Genomic DNA, 14,350 nt, shown 5'->3' on the forward strand with positions numbered 1-14,350 from the left:
GATACCCCCGCCCAGCCTGATACCGGAGAGACTTCGTGCCCAAACGCTTTCGCCTGACCCGCCGTTTTCCCGTCGCCATGACCGAAGACGGATATCGCCGCCTGAAGAAATTCAGCGCTGATGCAGGTCTGGACGAAGGCGAGGCACTGTCTTTCCTGTTCGAAAACTTCAATTCGGTGATGAACGAAGAGAACCTGACGGCACGGCTACGGTTGTTCAATGCCGAATTGGAAGACCGCAAACGTTAATGCACCTTTGGGAGGGGATGTGATGAAAGACGCGACCACAACAACATCCAGCTGGATGACCGAAGAGCATCAGATGCTTGCCGAAATGACGGCCACCTTCATCTCCACCGAATGGGCCCCGAAATTCGAGAAATGGCGCAAGCAGTCGGAAATGGACCGCGACACCTGGCAAGAGGCCGGGGCGCTTGGCCTGCTCTGCGCCTCCATCCCGGAAGAATACGGCGGTGCTGGCGGCGATTTCGGCCATGAGGCGGCAATCTACATCGAATCCGCCCGCGCCAACCTTGCCAGCTGGGGCAACGGCATCCATTCGGGCATCGTGGCACATTACATCCTTGCCTACGGTACCGAAGATCAAAAAAAGCGCTGGCTGCCGAAAATGGCCTCTGGCGAAATGGTCGGGGCGCTGGCGATGACCGAACCCTCCACCGGCTCGGACGTGCAGGCGATCAAGACAAAGGCGATCCGCGAGGGCAATGCCTACCGCCTGTCGGGCCAAAAGACCTTTATCACCAATGGTCAACACGCAAATCTGATCATCGTCGCCGCGAAGACCGATCCGGACGAAGGCGCAAAAGGCGTCTCCCTTGTGGTGGTTGAAACCGAGGGCGCAACCGGCTTTCAGCGCGGGCGCAACCTCGAAAAAATCGGCAAACATGCCTCCGATACCTCCGAGCTGTTCTTTGACAATGTCGAAGTCCCGCCCGAAAACATTCTGGGTCAGGAAGAGGGCAAAGGCTTCTACCAGATGATGCAGCAACTCCCGCAAGAGCGGCTGATCATCGCCTGCGAAGCAGTTGGTGCCATGGAGGGTGCGGTAGAGCGCACCATTCAATATTGCAAAGAGCGCGAAGCCTTTGGTGCCCCCCTCACCCAATTCCAGAACACCCGTTTCAAACTGGCCGAATGCAAAACCAAAACCGCCGTGGCGCGGGCCTTTCTGGATCAATGTATGTCCGAACACCTGCGTGGGGAATTGACGGTCGACCGGGCTGCCATGGCAAAATACTGGCTCACCGACACCCAGGGCGAAGTGCTTGATGACTGCCTGCAACTGCATGGCGGCTATGGCTTTATGCAAGAATACGCCATTGGCGAAATGTGGACCGACGCCCGCGTGCAACGGATCTATGGCGGCACCAATGAAATAATGAAGGAACTGATCGCGCGTAATCTTTGATGTCCGCTTGGGATGCAGCGGTGGGATTGAGTTTATAGGCAAGATGAAGCCGATCCCGCGCACCCCAACATTCATGTGATGCAAGACAGTAGCAATCCCGCTTCATCTTGCTCTTAAACTCATCACGAGGCTTGCCTCGTCTGCGACCGTAACAACAAGGAACCGTCCCATGACAATAAAGCTCCACTGCTTCGGCGAATCCGGGAATGCCTATAAGGCGGCGCTGGCCCTGCAACTCTCTGGACTTGAATGGGAGCCGGTCAAGATCGACTTCTTTGGCGGCGAGACCCGCACACCGGATTTTCGTGCAACCGTCAACGTCATGGGTGAAGCGCCGGTGATGATCGACGGGGATATCCGCCTGACCCAATCCGGTGTGATACAGGATTATGTGGCCGAGAAATCCGGCCGTTTTGGCGGGCGGGATGCTGAAGAGCGCCGCGAAATCCTGCGTTGGGTGTTGTGGGACAATCACAAACTCAGCTCCATGGCCGGGATGACCCGTTTCCTGATGAACTTTCTGCCCGAAGACAAACGGCCACAAGAGGTCATCGCCTTTAACCTTGGCCGTTTGCAGACGGCCTACACCGTGCTGAACAACCACCTTGAAGGGCGCGACTGGATTGTCGGTGACGAGGTCACCAATGCTGACCTTTCCTGCTGCGGATACCTCTATTACCCCGAGCCTTTCGGCTTTGACCGAAGCGCTTTCCCAAACATCGACGCTTGGCTCACGCGCCTGTCCGAACAACCGGGCTGGAAAGCCCCCTATGATCTTATGCCCGGGTCGCCCGCCGACCGGGCGCAATGAAAACGCTCCCGCTGACCGAGCCTGACCTGATTGAACCGGAGAATATCACATGACCGAAGCCTATATCTACGACGCCATCCGCACCCCGCGCGGCAAAGGCCGCAAAGACGGTGCATTACACGAGGTGACATCCCTGCGTTTGTCCGCCCAGACCCTCAACGCCCTGAAAGACCGTAACAATCTAAGCGGTCATGCGGTTGAAGATGTGATCTGGGGCAATGTTACCCAAGTCATGGAACAGGGGGGCTGTCTGGCCCGCTCCGCGGTTCTGGCCTCGGATCTTGATGAACGTATTCCCGGCCTTGCAATCAACCGCTTCTGCGCGTCCGGCATGGAAGCGGTGAACCTTGCCGCGAACCAAGTCAAAGGCGGGGCCGGCATGGCCTATATCGCCGGTGGCGTGGAAATGATGGGCCGTGTGGCCATGGGCAGTGACGGCGCGGCAATTGCTGTAGACCCCTCGATTGCCATGGAGCAGTATTTTGTCCCGCAGGGCATTTCCGCTGACATCATCGCAACCGAATATGGGTTTACCCGTGATGAGGCAGACCAGCTTGCCGTTGCTTCGCAGCAGCGCGCGGAAAAAGCATGGAAAGAAGGCCGGTTCAAGAATTCCGTGATCACCATCACCGACCAGAACGGGCTGACCATTCTGGATCACGACGAATACATGCGCCCCCAGACCGACATGCAAAGCCTTGGCAGCCTATCACCGGCCTTTCAGGCCATGGGCGAAGTCATGCCCGGTTTCGACAAGGTTGCCATGTTGAAATACCCGCATCTGGAAAAAATCAACCACATCCACCACGCGGGCAACTCTTCCGGCATCGTGGACGGTGCTGCCGCTGTGTTGATCGGGAACAAGGAGTTCGGCGAGAAATACGGCCTGAAACCCCGCGCCCGCATCCGTGCCAACGCGAAAATCGGCACCGACCCGACCATCATGCTGACCGGCCCTGTCCCAGTCACCGAAAAAATCCTCGCCGAGAACGGCATGACCATCAACGACATCGACCTCTTCGAGGTGAACGAGGCTTTTGCCGCTGTTGTCATGCGTTTCATGCAGGCGTTCGACGTCGATCATGACAAGGTCAACGTGAATGGTGGCTCCATCGCCATGGGTCACCCGCTGGGCGCGACCGGCGCGATGATCATCGGCACCTTGCTGGACGAGCTGGAACGGGCGGACAAGGAAGTCGGCCTGGCCACACTTTGCATCGCCTCCGGCATGGGTGCCGCCACCATCATCGAGCGGGTGTAATGGCGGCGCACCCCTTTCACGCGGTGGCTGATCTTGCGGCCAGTCAGGGCATGGACCATCTGGTTCTCAAGCTTGCCGATGACGGCGGATATGTCCGGTTGGTCCAGCAGGACCCACCCCTGTTTTTCAAACACAAGGCCGATCCAAGCCACCCTTTGGATCGCGCCGAGCTTTACAATTTCAAGCGCCTGGCCCTCAGCGAGGAAGATTGCAGCAATGGACCAGAGGCCACACTGGCCCTGATCAAAATGCTGCTCGCTAAATTCGCTGACTACACGCCCAAGCGCTAAACCAGAATTCCTGAATTGGGAGACGATAAATGACCGATTTCACACTGAAGACCGACGCAGACGGCGTTGCCACCATCACATGGGATGTTGCGGATAAATCCATGAATGTGATGTCCATCGACGGGCTGACCCAGCTGGAGGCGCATATCGACGCGGCGCTGGCTGATGACGCTGTCAAAGGCATCGTGATCACAAGCGGCAAGGAAGGCTCCTTTGCCGGTGGCATGGACCTGAACCTGCTGGCCAAAATGCGCGAGGATGCAGGCGACGATCCGGCCAAGGGCCTGTTTGAAGGCACGATGAAAATGCACGCCCTGCTGCGCAAGATCGAACGCGCCGGCATGGACCCCAAGACAAACAAGGGCGGCAAGCCGATTGCTGCCGCCCTGCCCGGCACTGCTGCGGGCATCGGTCTGGAACTGCCATTGGCCACACATCGCATTTTCTGCGCCGATAACCCCAAGGCCCGCATCGGCCTGCCGGAAATCATGGTTGGTATTTTCCCCGGTGCTGGCGGCACGACACGTCTGTCGTTCAAACTGGGCGCAATGGCGGCCTCGACCTTCCTGCTGGAAGGCAAGATGGTGGCACCCGCTGCAGCGGCCAAGGCTGGTTTGATCGACGAAGTCGTCGCCGATCCGCTGGCGGCTGCCAAGGAATGGGTGTTGAACGCAAAAGACGCCGATCTGGTCAAACCATGGGATGCCAAGGGCTATAAAATGCCCGGAGGCGCGCCCTATCACCCTGCAGGTTTCATGACTTTCGTTGGTGCCAGCGCAATGATCAACGCCAAGACGAAAGGGGCTTTCCCAGCCGCCAAGGCGCTGTTGTCAGCGGTTTACGAGGGCGCATTGGTGCCTTTTGACACGGCCCTGAAGATCGAAGCGCGTTGGTTCACCTCCGTGCTGATGAACCCGTCTTCCTCTGCAATGATCCGGTCGCTGTTCCTGAACAAGGAAGCGCTAGAAAAGGGCGCTGTGCGCCCCGCAGGCATCTCCGACCAACGCGTCAAAAAGCTGGGCGTTCTGGGGGCCGGTATGATGGGTGCAGGCATCGCGCTTGTTTCCGTTCAGGCCGGTATCGAAGTGGTGTTGATCGACCGTGATCAAGCGGCAGCGGACAAGGGCAAAGCCTATGCCGAAGCTTATTTCGATAAGGGCATCGCCCGTAAAAAAAGCACGCCTGAGAAGAAAGAGGCCGCATTGGCCCTGATCAACGCAACACCTGATCTGGACGCGCTCAAAGGCTGTGATCTGATCATTGAAGCGGTGTTTGAAGATCCAAAGGTGAAAGCAGAGATGACCCAAAAGGTCGAAGCCGTGATCCCCGAGGATTGCATCTTTGCCTCCAACACCTCGACCCTACCGATCACCGAACTGGCCAAGGCATCCAGCCGTCAGGAACAATTCATCGGCATTCACTTCTTCAGCCCGGTGGAGCGCATGGCGCTGGTAGAGATCATCAAAGGCAAGGAAACCGGTGATCGTGCAGTGGCCAAGGCCCTCGACTATGTGCGCCAGATCCGCAAGACACCGATCGTGGTCAACGATGCGCGCTTCTTCTATGCCAACCGCTGCATCATCCCATATGGCAATGAAGCGGCACGTATGGTCACCGAAGGCGTGGCACCTGTCTTGATCGACAATGCGGCGCAGATGCTGGGCTTCCCTGTGGGGCCGATCCAGCTGGGTGACGAAACATCGATTGATCTGGCAACCAAAATCATGCGCGCGACCAAAGCCGCGATGGGCAATGAATACCCCGCGTCAGAGGCCGACGATCTGATTGTCTGGATGGAAGACGAGGGCCGCTTGGGTCGCAAGGCCAAGGCGGGTTACTTCGACTATGACGAAAAGGGCAAGCGTCTGGGCTACTGGAAAGGCGTGCATGACCGCTATCCACTGGCCGAAACCCAGCCGGAGTTGCAGGAAGTGCAGGACCGTCTGATGTTTGTGCAGGTGCTGGAAGCGGTGCGCGCGCTGGAAGAAGGCGTGCTGATGGACATCCGCGAGGGTGACGTCGGTGCGATCCTTGGCTGGGGTTTTGCGCCTTGGTCCGGTGGTCCGTTCTCATGGCTGGATATGATCGGCACACCCTACGCGGCAGAGCGTTGTGATGAATTGGAAGCCAAGTTTGGTGAGCGTTTCAAATGCCCCGATCTGCTGCGCGAGATGGCGGCCAAGGGGCAGTCGTTTTATGGCCGTTTCGGCGGTGAAGCAGCAGCAGCCTGAACCGGCAAGATATGATCATCGTAAAGGGGCGCTTCGGCGTCCCTTTACGCGTTACAGGGGCCGGTTGCAAAAATAAGGAAAATGGCCACCCGCTGGGCCTTAACCGCGAAATACCTAAACGTCTCGAAAATGAGATGACGGTTTCGCAAACACGTAAGCAACGGCAGGCCTTAACCACCCGCAGCGCGTGAAGATCAGGGACCAAGCCCTTTTCCTACCAAATAAAAATCCGCCTCACTTCTTATCGCGGGCGGCTTTTTCTTCTTTGGTCAATTTATTGTTCCACTGATTGTTGCTCAGCCCCAGCTCCGCCTTGGGCGGTTTGGTTTTGCCAACGCTGACCTTGCCACCCTTGTTCAGGTATTCCTGAATAAGCGCGTCATCAGTGGTTTCTTTTTTCACATGTTTCATGGCCCCAAGACTAACCATATAAACCCGGCTCCAAAAGCGATTTCGCCACGCGTGGGCATAAAAAGGATCTACTGGCGCTAGGCGCTCTGATGAAAGCGATACCCGAACCGTGCGATATCCTCGGCACAGCATTGCGCCACGGTTTCACGCATGTCGTTGGAATAGTAATCCCCATAGGCGCGCGCGCGCGTTGACCGGTTTTCCCATGGTAACGCCAGATCAAACCCCAAATGATCGCGCAGGGCGGCGGCGTCCTGTTCAAAATGCTCAAGGCGGATAAACAGTCTGGCCCGTTCCACCCCGTTCACATCGGTCATATACCGTGACGCTGGCCAATTGCACTGGCTCGCCTGTGTTGCGGGGGTGGCCAGAAACCCCTCAAAGGTTTGCGCCTTGGCCAGGGTGACGGCAGGATGATCAAACCCCTGTTCGCGCAGCCAGTGGTAATAGCTGACCAGCCGGTCCCACGGGTTGCGCACCAGCGTAAAGGTGAACATCTGCGCAATCTCTTCCGTGCTGACCAGCCCGTCGATGTCCGCCAACCCCGAATGTTTCCAAAGCCGCCCCGAGGTTTCGATGCCCTTGACTTTCCTGCGCCGCTTCACCGCCTTGGGCGTGTCGCCCAGCATAATGTCGTCTTTCATCGCGCGATCTTCCAACGCCAAGGCCAGCGAGGTGCCCCCTGTTTTGGGGATATGGACAAAGATATATTTCCGACCGCGACTGATGATCATCCTGCGTGCTCCTGCCCCGTACTGCGCAGGGCGATCACCGTACCGGCGATGGCGATAAGTGCCATGCCACACAGGCCCAGTGTCGACACGGTTTGCCCCCAAAGGATCCACGCCCAGAAACTGGCGAAAACCAACAATGAATATTCAAACACCGCCACATGGCTGGCCTCCCCCAGTTGATAGCCGCGAAAGATCAACGCGATCCCGATCAGCGATCCTACCGCCTGCACCGCGAACCAGAACAACATCGCCCCATCCAGCGGCCCCCATGCGCGCAGCACAAATCCCGCATGTCCCAAGGGCGCATCGGCGTTCACCGTGAATATCCCGATCAACCCAAAAACTCCCAACAGCCCAAAGAACCCCGCCGTCAGTGACAGGGTGCTTTCCCCTTCACACCACGCGCGGGTGGCCACGGCCCCAACCGCATAGAACAGCCCCGCAACAATCGGCAAAAACGCCACCGGATCAAGGGCTGCCGGATCCGGCTGGATCACCATCACCGCCCCCGCAAACCCGATGATCACCGCCGCCCAGCGGAATACCCCCACCGGTTTGCCCTGAAACAGGATCGAGATCAGCACAACAAACAAGGGCGCGGTGAACAGCCCCGCCACCACCACACCAATTGGTAAGACCGACAGGCACCCGAAATAGATCAACATCGCGCTGGCCGGGAAAAAGCTGCGCGCCAGCACGGCCAGCGGCCGGTTCATGTGAAAACTGCCATAGCCCAGAGCGACGAAACCAGCCAGAATGACAAAGCCCATCAGCGAGCGGATAAAATGGAACTGCCAGAGTGATCCCCGTTCAGAGATGAAGGGCACGAAATTATCCGTCAGCCCCAGCGTCGCCATCCCGCCCAACACCGATGCGGCGGCCATGCCTGATTTCGTTGCCTGATTGGTCACGCGGGGGTCCTCTTTCGTCAGGGCGCTTTACCTTCAATCCGGGTCGCCTTGCGCTGTCTCGCGTCAAGGAGTTGAGCACGACACGATCAGCGGGCTCCATGCTCTGGCAGAAGGTTCGAAAATCACCCTTTCAAAACCGTGGCCCTGCCGCAATACTCATTCTGTCACAAGAACTTGCTTTCGGAGGGGATGCAACATGGGGTGGATGAACGACGAAACCGGTCTGGACAAATGCGCCGCCAATTATGTGCCGCTGACCCCGCTTTCGCACCTGCGCCGCGCCGCCAGTGTCTTTGCCACCCGCACCGCTGTCATCCACGGCGATCACCGCGTGACCTATGCGCAATACCATGACCGCTGCACCCGCCTTGCCTCTGCGCTTGCTGCCATGGGTGTTGCGCCCGGCGAGGTGGTTGCAACCCTTCTGCCCAACACCCCAGCCCAGGCCGAGGCGCATTTTGGCGTGCCTGCCTGTGGTGCGGTGCTGAATACCATCAACATGCGGCTGGATGTCGCCACGGTGGCCTATATTTTTGATCACGGCGGGGCCAAGGTGGTGTTGATTGACAGCGAGTTTATGGACTTGGCCGAAGATGCATGCGCCGCGATGGAGGGCACCCCGCCTCAAATCATCGAAGTTACCGACCCGAATTGTCCCGCCACCGGTCGCCATCCGACCTACGAGGATCTGCTGGCCAGCGCCGACCCAGCCTTTGACTGGATCATGCCGCAGGACGAATGGGAAAGCCTTGCATTGAACTATACCTCCGGCACCACGGGTCGTCCCAAGGGTGTGGTCTATCACCATCGCGGTGCTTATCTGATGACCATGGGCACGGTAATTTCATGGCGCATGGTGCTGCACCCTGTGTTCATGCAGATCGTACCGCTGTTTCATTGCAATGGCTGGAACCATACGTGGATGATGCCCCTGATCGGCGGCACCCTGGTCTGTTGTCGCGACATTACCGCGTCCAATATCTATAATGCGATTGCTGACGAAGGTGTGACCCATTTCGGCGGTGCGCCGATTGTGTTGAACATGCTGGTCAATGCAGCCGAGGGAGAGCGCCGCGCGTTCGATCATACGGTTGAGGTCTTTACCGCCGGTGCGCCCCCTGCCCCTGCGACCCTGACCAAAATCGAACAGCTGGGCTTTAACATCACTCAGGTATACGGGCTGACTGAAACCTATGGCCATGTAACCGAATGTATCTGGAAAGCCGAAGACTGGGACACAGCTGATACGGCAGCCCGCGCCGCAATCAAGGCGCGACAGGGTGTGGCAATGCCGATGATGGAGCATATCACCGTTACAGATGCCGATGTCACACAAACACCAATGGACGGTGCTACTCAGGGCGAAATCATGATCCGGGGCAATTCGGTGATGAAGGGTTATTTCAAAAATCCCGAGGCCACCGCCGAAGCCTTCAAGGGCGGCTATTTCCATTCCGGTGACCTGGCCGTGCAACATCCCGATGGCTATATCCAGATTGCCGACCGCGCCAAGGACATCATCATTTCCGGCGGTGAGAATATTTCATCCGTCGAGGTAGAGGGGGTGCTGATGGGCCATCCAGAGGTTAACCTTGCGGCTGTGGTCGCCAAACCGGATGAACAATGGGGCGAAGTGCCCTGTGCCTTTGTCGAACTGAAACCCGGTGCCAAACCGGATGAAGCCGCGCTTATCGCCTTTGCCCGTGCCACCCTTGCCGGTTTCAAAACCCCAAAACAGGTGGTGTTTCAGGAGCTTCCCAAAACCTCGACCGGCAAGATCCAGAAACATGAGCTGCGCAAGGTTGCAGCCGGGCTGTAACTCTTATGCGGCTGGCGGCAGGTCCTTGACATAGCGCCAACAGGACACGGCTTTCGGGCCGTCTGCCGTTTCGACAAGATACTCTTCTGTTGCCGCCTGCCGCCATCCGCATTTTTCATAAAACGCCGCAGCACGCGCATTGCCAACCGCACAGGCCAACCACGCCTGACGCCCGCCCAATGTCTCTTCCACATGGCGCATCAGGGCAGCGGCCACCCCGCTCCCCCGAAAATCGGTGGCAACGTAGAACTGATACAGCTCATCCCCCTCCAGCATGTGAAAACCGGCGATCTGCCCATCGACCTCTAACACCGTTGTTTGCGCAATATAGCCTGCCGTCCGGGTCCGAAATTCTTCAATCGTCCGCGTCGCTACCAGATCACCCGGCACATGTGCCGCATGCCCTTCATGCCAGCCCTTGTGCCACATGGCCGCAATTGCCGCCGTTTCCCCGACTTCTGCTTTACGAAACTGCATCTTGCTCCCCTGTTCCAGCCCAAGCTTGAACCATTGCCCCGCTCCTGCCAAATGCTACACTAACCGAAAATCAAAAGGCCAGCAGTACCCCCGTGACCGCCCTGACAAAATACGCAAGGCTTGAGGCAACCGCCCTTTGGCGCCCAACCCCAGAGGAACAGCGCCGCGAGGTGATTGTCTCCATTGGGGACGCCACACTGGTGATCATCGACGGCAATGACAAACCTCTTGCCCATTGGTCACTGGCCGCTGTGGAACGGGCAAACCCCGGTACGCTGCCCGCGATTTTCCACCCGGATGGCGACCCCGGTGAAACACTGGAACTGCCCGAAGCCGAATCAGAGATGACAGAGGCAATCGAGACCCTGCGCAAAGCCATCGAAAAATCGCGCCCCCGGCCCGGGCGGTTGCGTTGGATCGGCATGGCCGCTTCGGTCCTCGTTGTTTTGTGGATCGCGGCCTTCTGGCTGCCCGGTGCCATGCAGGATCACACGCTGAAAGTTGTGCCCAAGGCAAAACGCGGGGCCATCGGGTTGGCCCTGTTGAAGCGCATTGAACGTGTATCAGGACCCGTCTGCGCGGATGTGGCTGGCCGCGCAGCCCTTGCGCTTCTGTCAAAACGGTTGCAGGCCGGGCAGATCGCGGTGCTGCCAAACATGACGCAGGACAGCCTGCATCTGCCGGGTGATTTGATCCTGCTGAACCGCAGCATCATTGAAGATTTCGAGGAACCTGATGTTGCGGCCGGATATATCGTCACCGAGCAGGCGCGCCGCGATGCCACGGATCCGCTGCGCGATCTATTGCAGGTGGTGGGGCTGCGCGAGAATTTCCGCCTGCTGACCACCGGCGATGTCGCCCCGCAAGCTCTTGACCTTTATGCCGAACATCTGATGACTGCCCCGCCGCCACAGCCGGAAACAGGCCGCCAGATCACCCGCTTTGAACACGCCGCCTTGCGCAGCACCCCCTATGCCTATGCCCGCGACATCACCGGGGAAACCACCCTGGAGCTGATCGAGGGTGACCCGATGAATGGAAAGCTGACAGAGCCATTGATGTCTGATGCCAACTGGCTGCGCCTGCAAACCATCTGCGGCGGTTGATCCATGTACGATACGGCCCTCCGGGCGATCCTGTCGCCGGTGTTGATTGCCCAGGCCCTGCAGGTACGCCGCAGCGCCCAATGCCTGCCCGAAGCCGCAGGCGCGCGCATGGGCACAGTGGGCTCCGGCCCCGCCCTGCGGCTGATGATAGTCGGTGACAGTTCCGCCGCAGGTGTTGGCGTTACGGATCAGCGTGACGCGCTTAGCGGCCAACTTGCCCAGCACCTGGCACAGGGGTTCAACGTGACATGGCAGCTGGATGCCCTGACCGGTGCCACCACCCGCAGCACCCTTACCCGTCTGGCAAATGCCGCGGATCACCCCGCCAACGTAGTGATCACCGCCCTTGGCGTAAACGATGTCACCCGCCTGATCCCGGCCCGCAGCTGGGTGCGCCAGCAGGCCGCCCTGTTTGACCGTCTGAACACGCTCTACCGTCCTAAACAGATCTACGTCAGTGGCATGCCTCCGATGTCACATTTTCCGCTGCTGCCGCAGCCTTTACGTTGGACCCTTGGGCGTCACGCGGCCAAGCTTGAACATCACCGCGTCGCGTTTCTGGCAACGCGACCGGATTGCACCCATGTACCATTTAACCTGCCGCTTGATCCGGCGATGGTCGCTTCGGACGGGTTTCACCCTGCCGCGCCGCTTTACACGCTATGGGCCAAAGAAATGGCCAGCCGGATCATCTCCGACTGGTCAAAACTCTCAACCTGAACTGAACTTTAGCGGGCGAATGCATCCGCATAACCGGCACCGCGCAACCGGCCCATCGCCGATTGAAGCGCCCGCGCACCGTTGAACGGTCCGGCCTGAACCGACATATAGGTCTTGCCCCCACTGCGGTGTTTGCCAATCCGCGCTGCCATGCCCATCCGCGCGATCTTCTGTGCTGCCCGCTGGGCATTCGCCGGGTTGTTGTAAGTCCCGACCTGCACATAACGCTTGCCGGCCAACGAAGGTGAAACCGCCGTCTTGCGCTTAACCACCTTGGGTGCCGCTGCCTTCGGGGTCGAACGCGAAGAATAAACAGGCTTGCGTTTCAACGCCTTACCCTTGGAATGGCGCACCACCCGTTTGACCAACTGGCCATCACGCTGCACGATGGTCACCTCACCCAGATCCCGGCGCTGCTGCGCCAAAGAGGTATAAGGGTAAATCAGCGGCACCGATGCGGTCACATCGCGACCCGTCGATTGGTTGATCAAGCGGCGCGGCAAGGTCTGGGTCCAGACCAACAGCATACCGGCGCGCCCTTCCAGATTCTGTTCCGCCCGTTTGGGGTTCAACCGGTCGTCATCCCATACCGGTTTATACCCGCGTGGCACTTTCACATTGCGGGTGTTTATGCGGTTTTGCGCCACATGTTTGGGCACGATCCGCGTTGTAGCGGTGACTTCTGCCACTGGCGCGCTATGGGTTTTTGTGACCGGCTTGGCCTGCACCACAACTGTTTTACGCGGCTTGGCGGCCACAGCAGCTGTTGTTGTTGTTCTGGGGGTAAAATGATTGCCGACAACGGGCTGGGTCTGCGGACCACAACGCACGCCGCTCCCGCGCAAATACTGCGCTGAGATGGCAGAAGCACCAGGGCAGCCGCCTGTTGTGACCACCTTCCGCCGCAATTTGGGCGCTGGTGCCGTGACAACCGGGGCTGCGGCCACAACGCGGGGCTTTGGCGCGGCAACCCGCGGTTTTGCCTTCTGGCGCACAACAGCCGGCGCCACACGGCGCGGTTTTGCGGCCTGCGTCACACGCCGCGGTGCGGGCTTGGCCTTCGGCTTGACGGCCGGGGCGGGGTTCACGGTAATCTCGGCAGGTGCTTCAGCAGGGGCTTGGGCCACAGCACGGCCTGCATTGGTCGGTTTAAACCCGCAAACCGTCTTGCGATCCCGCGTGACCCGCGGCACCCAGGAAACATTCCCATCGATACCCGCCCGAATAAAGACACAGCCCTTGCTGTCGACATATTGCTTGCCCTTATAAGAGCTTGCAGGAAACTCCGCCGGTTGCTGCTCCTGGATCTTTGCCACGGCATAATCAGGTTTCACCACAAGCCCGAAGCTGCCGGTAACTGCCATGATTGCGAATATTTTTGTCAGTCTCATTTCGTGCCCCCACACAATATGTAGTAGAAGATGCCTCAGCAACCTCCACAAGTCCAGTATCCATCGCAGATGAGAACCCCGTTTGGGGCGATTATTTTGTCCCGAACATCCGATCACCCGCATCACCCAAGCCCGGGATGATATAGCCCTGTTCGTTCAAGGCCTCATCAATCGAGGCTGTGACGATAGGCACATCCGGATGTGCCTCTTTCATGCGTGCAATGCCCTCAGGGGCGGCCAGCAGACAGAGAAACCGGATGTTGGTCGCCCCCGCCTTTTTCAACAGATCAATCGCCGCCACTGACGAATTGCCCGTTGCCAACATCGGATCCACCGCAATGACCAGACGATCCTCCAGCCCTTCCGGCACTTTGAAATAATATTGCACCGGCTGCAGTGTCTCTTCATCCCGGTACAGACCGACAAATCCAACCCGTGCAGAGGGGATCAGCTCAAGCACCCCATCCAGCAAGCCGTTGCCGGCGCGCAGAATCGAAATCAACGCCAGCTTCTTGCCATCCAGCGTTGGTGCATCCATTTCCTGCATCGGCGTGTCGATCTTCTTGGTCGTCATCGGCAGGCCCCGCGTCACCTCGTAGGCCAACAGCTGCGAAATCTCGCGCAATAGCTGACGAAACACCGCTGTAGGCGTCTCCTTGTCACGCATAATGGTCAGCTTGTGCTGCACCAAAGGGTGGTCCACATGGGTCAGATGGTCATCAAGATCAGGCATCGGCAGCAGCTCCTTTTTACCCCTTGG

Annotated in this window: 15 protein-coding genes; 9 read left to right on the forward strand and 6 right to left on the reverse strand. The window is 58.6% G+C overall.

Annotation, left to right across the window (positions count from 1 at the left end; translation table 11 throughout):
• Window positions 1-35 precede the first annotated feature (35 nt).
• The 6 genes from QQL78_RS11780 (at window position 36) to QQL78_RS11805 (ending at window position 6,021) form a co-directional block, all read left to right on the forward strand.
• A complete protein-coding gene (locus QQL78_RS11780) occupies window positions 36-248 on the forward strand; it encodes a hypothetical protein (RefSeq protein WP_284373636.1) in 213 nt (70 codons plus the stop codon).
• Window positions 249-270: 22 nt separating this feature from the next.
• A complete protein-coding gene (locus QQL78_RS11785; RefSeq protein ID WP_284373638.1) occupies window positions 271-1,428 on the forward strand; it encodes an acyl-CoA dehydrogenase family protein in 1,158 nt (385 codons plus the stop codon).
• Window positions 1,429-1,597: 169 nt separating this feature from the next.
• Window positions 1,598-2,239 (forward strand): glutathione S-transferase family protein, encoded by a 642-nt coding sequence (locus tag QQL78_RS11790; RefSeq protein WP_284373640.1) that lies wholly within the window; start codon window positions 1,598-1,600, stop codon window positions 2,237-2,239.
• A 49-nt stretch (window positions 2,240-2,288) separates the two neighbouring features.
• Window positions 2,289-3,500, forward strand: a complete 1,212-nt coding sequence (locus QQL78_RS11795) for an acetyl-CoA C-acetyltransferase (RefSeq protein ID WP_284373642.1) — start codon at window positions 2,289-2,291, stop codon at window positions 3,498-3,500.
• Window positions 3,500-3,790: an acetyl-CoA acetyltransferase gene (locus QQL78_RS11800; RefSeq protein ID WP_284373644.1), complete on the forward strand. Its 291-nt coding sequence runs from the start codon at window positions 3,500-3,502 to the stop codon at window positions 3,788-3,790. Before QQL78_RS11795 ends, QQL78_RS11800 begins: the two co-directional genes overlap by 1 nt.
• Window positions 3,791-3,819: 29 nt before the next feature.
• Window positions 3,820-6,021 carry a 3-hydroxyacyl-CoA dehydrogenase NAD-binding domain-containing protein gene (locus tag QQL78_RS11805; protein WP_284373646.1) on the forward strand — a complete coding sequence of 734 codons (2,202 nt, stop codon included), beginning with the start codon at window positions 3,820-3,822 and terminating at the stop codon, window positions 6,019-6,021.
• 234 nt (window positions 6,022-6,255) lie between these two features.
• On the opposite strand, the gene QQL78_RS11810 is transcribed toward QQL78_RS11805, so the two are convergent.
• The 3 genes from QQL78_RS11810 to QQL78_RS11820 all read right to left on the reverse strand — a co-directional run bounded on the left by QQL78_RS11810 (window position 6,256) and on the right by QQL78_RS11820 (window position 8,077).
• On the reverse strand, window positions 6,256-6,432 hold the full coding sequence (locus tag QQL78_RS11810; protein WP_025045698.1) for a hypothetical protein: 177 nt from the start codon (window positions 6,430-6,432) through the stop codon (window positions 6,256-6,258).
• A 77-nt stretch (window positions 6,433-6,509) separates the two neighbouring features.
• Window positions 6,510-7,166 carry a sulfotransferase family 2 domain-containing protein gene (locus QQL78_RS11815; RefSeq protein ID WP_284373649.1) on the reverse strand — a complete coding sequence of 219 codons (657 nt, stop codon included), beginning with the start codon at window positions 7,164-7,166 and terminating at the stop codon, window positions 6,510-6,512.
• On the reverse strand, window positions 7,163-8,077 hold the full coding sequence (locus QQL78_RS11820; RefSeq protein ID WP_284373651.1) for a DMT family transporter: 915 nt from the start codon (window positions 8,075-8,077) through the stop codon (window positions 7,163-7,165). The genes QQL78_RS11815 and QQL78_RS11820 overlap by 4 nt, the downstream gene beginning before the upstream one ends.
• Window positions 8,078-8,273: 196 nt before the next feature.
• Here QQL78_RS11820 and QQL78_RS11825 point away from each other — a divergent pair, with 196 nt between their 5' ends.
• On the forward strand, window positions 8,274-9,896 hold the full coding sequence (locus QQL78_RS11825; protein WP_284373653.1) for an AMP-binding protein: 1,623 nt from the start codon (window positions 8,274-8,276) through the stop codon (window positions 9,894-9,896).
• Window positions 9,897-9,899: 3 nt separating this feature from the next.
• On the opposite strand, the gene QQL78_RS11830 is transcribed toward QQL78_RS11825, so the two are convergent.
• Window positions 9,900-10,373: a GNAT family N-acetyltransferase gene (locus QQL78_RS11830; RefSeq protein WP_284373654.1), complete on the reverse strand. Its 474-nt coding sequence runs from the start codon at window positions 10,371-10,373 to the stop codon at window positions 9,900-9,902.
• Between the two features lie 92 nt (window positions 10,374-10,465).
• Here QQL78_RS11830 and QQL78_RS11835 point away from each other — a divergent pair, with 92 nt between their 5' ends.
• Both QQL78_RS11835 and QQL78_RS11840 read left to right on the forward strand, forming a co-directional pair.
• Window positions 10,466-11,479 (forward strand): hypothetical protein, encoded by a 1,014-nt coding sequence (locus QQL78_RS11835; RefSeq protein WP_284373656.1) that lies wholly within the window; start codon window positions 10,466-10,468, stop codon window positions 11,477-11,479.
• A gap of 3 nt (window positions 11,480-11,482) precedes the next feature.
• On the forward strand, window positions 11,483-12,199 hold the full coding sequence (locus QQL78_RS11840) for an SGNH/GDSL hydrolase family protein (protein ID WP_284373658.1): 717 nt from the start codon (window positions 11,483-11,485) through the stop codon (window positions 12,197-12,199).
• A gap of 8 nt (window positions 12,200-12,207) precedes the next feature.
• Here QQL78_RS11840 and QQL78_RS11845 read toward each other — a convergent pair whose 3' ends face one another.
• Together QQL78_RS11845 and upp are read right to left on the reverse strand one after the other, a co-directional pair.
• Window positions 12,208-13,590: an SPOR domain-containing protein gene (locus QQL78_RS11845; RefSeq protein WP_284373660.1), complete on the reverse strand. Its 1,383-nt coding sequence runs from the start codon at window positions 13,588-13,590 to the stop codon at window positions 12,208-12,210.
• A 91-nt stretch (window positions 13,591-13,681) separates the two neighbouring features.
• Window positions 13,682-14,323: a uracil phosphoribosyltransferase gene (gene upp / locus QQL78_RS11850; protein ID WP_284373661.1), complete on the reverse strand. Its 642-nt coding sequence runs from the start codon at window positions 14,321-14,323 to the stop codon at window positions 13,682-13,684.
• Between the last annotated feature and the right edge of the window lie 27 nt (window positions 14,324-14,350).

Source organism: Sulfitobacter pacificus (genome assembly GCF_030159975.1).
Lineage (GTDB): Bacteria > Pseudomonadota > Alphaproteobacteria > Rhodobacterales > Rhodobacteraceae > Sulfitobacter > Sulfitobacter pacificus.

What these genes read in the sequence shown, in the direction of transcription:
- QQL78_RS11785 (WP_284373638.1), top strand. Translation starts at nt 271, where the DNA reads ATGAAAGACGCGACCACAACAACATCCAGCTGGATGACCGAAGAGCAT.
- QQL78_RS11790 (WP_284373640.1), top strand. Translation starts at nt 1,598, where the DNA reads ATGACAATAAAGCTCCACTGCTTCGGCGAATCCGGGAATGCCTATAAG.
- QQL78_RS11795 (WP_284373642.1), top strand. Translation starts at nt 2,289, where the DNA reads ATGACCGAAGCCTATATCTACGACGCCATCCGCACCCCGCGCGGCAAA.
- QQL78_RS11800 (WP_284373644.1), top strand. Translation starts at nt 3,500, where the DNA reads ATGGCGGCGCACCCCTTTCACGCGGTGGCTGATCTTGCGGCCAGTCAG.
- QQL78_RS11805 (WP_284373646.1), top strand. Translation starts at nt 3,820, where the DNA reads ATGACCGATTTCACACTGAAGACCGACGCAGACGGCGTTGCCACCATC.
- QQL78_RS11810 (WP_025045698.1), bottom strand. Translation starts at nt 6,432, where the DNA reads ATGAAACATGTGAAAAAAGAAACCACTGATGACGCGCTTATTCAGGAA.
- QQL78_RS11815 (WP_284373649.1), bottom strand. Translation starts at nt 7,166, where the DNA reads ATGATCATCAGTCGCGGTCGGAAATATATCTTTGTCCATATCCCCAAA.
- QQL78_RS11825 (WP_284373653.1), top strand. Translation starts at nt 8,274, where the DNA reads ATGGGGTGGATGAACGACGAAACCGGTCTGGACAAATGCGCCGCCAAT.
- QQL78_RS11830 (WP_284373654.1), bottom strand. Translation starts at nt 10,373, where the DNA reads ATGCAGTTTCGTAAAGCAGAAGTCGGGGAAACGGCGGCAATTGCGGCC.
- QQL78_RS11840 (WP_284373658.1), top strand. Translation starts at nt 11,483, where the DNA reads ATGTACGATACGGCCCTCCGGGCGATCCTGTCGCCGGTGTTGATTGCC.
- QQL78_RS11845 (WP_284373660.1), bottom strand. Translation starts at nt 13,590, where the DNA reads ATGAGACTGACAAAAATATTCGCAATCATGGCAGTTACCGGCAGCTTC.
- upp (WP_284373661.1), bottom strand. Translation starts at nt 14,323, where the DNA reads ATGCCTGATCTTGATGACCATCTGACCCATGTGGACCACCCTTTGGTG.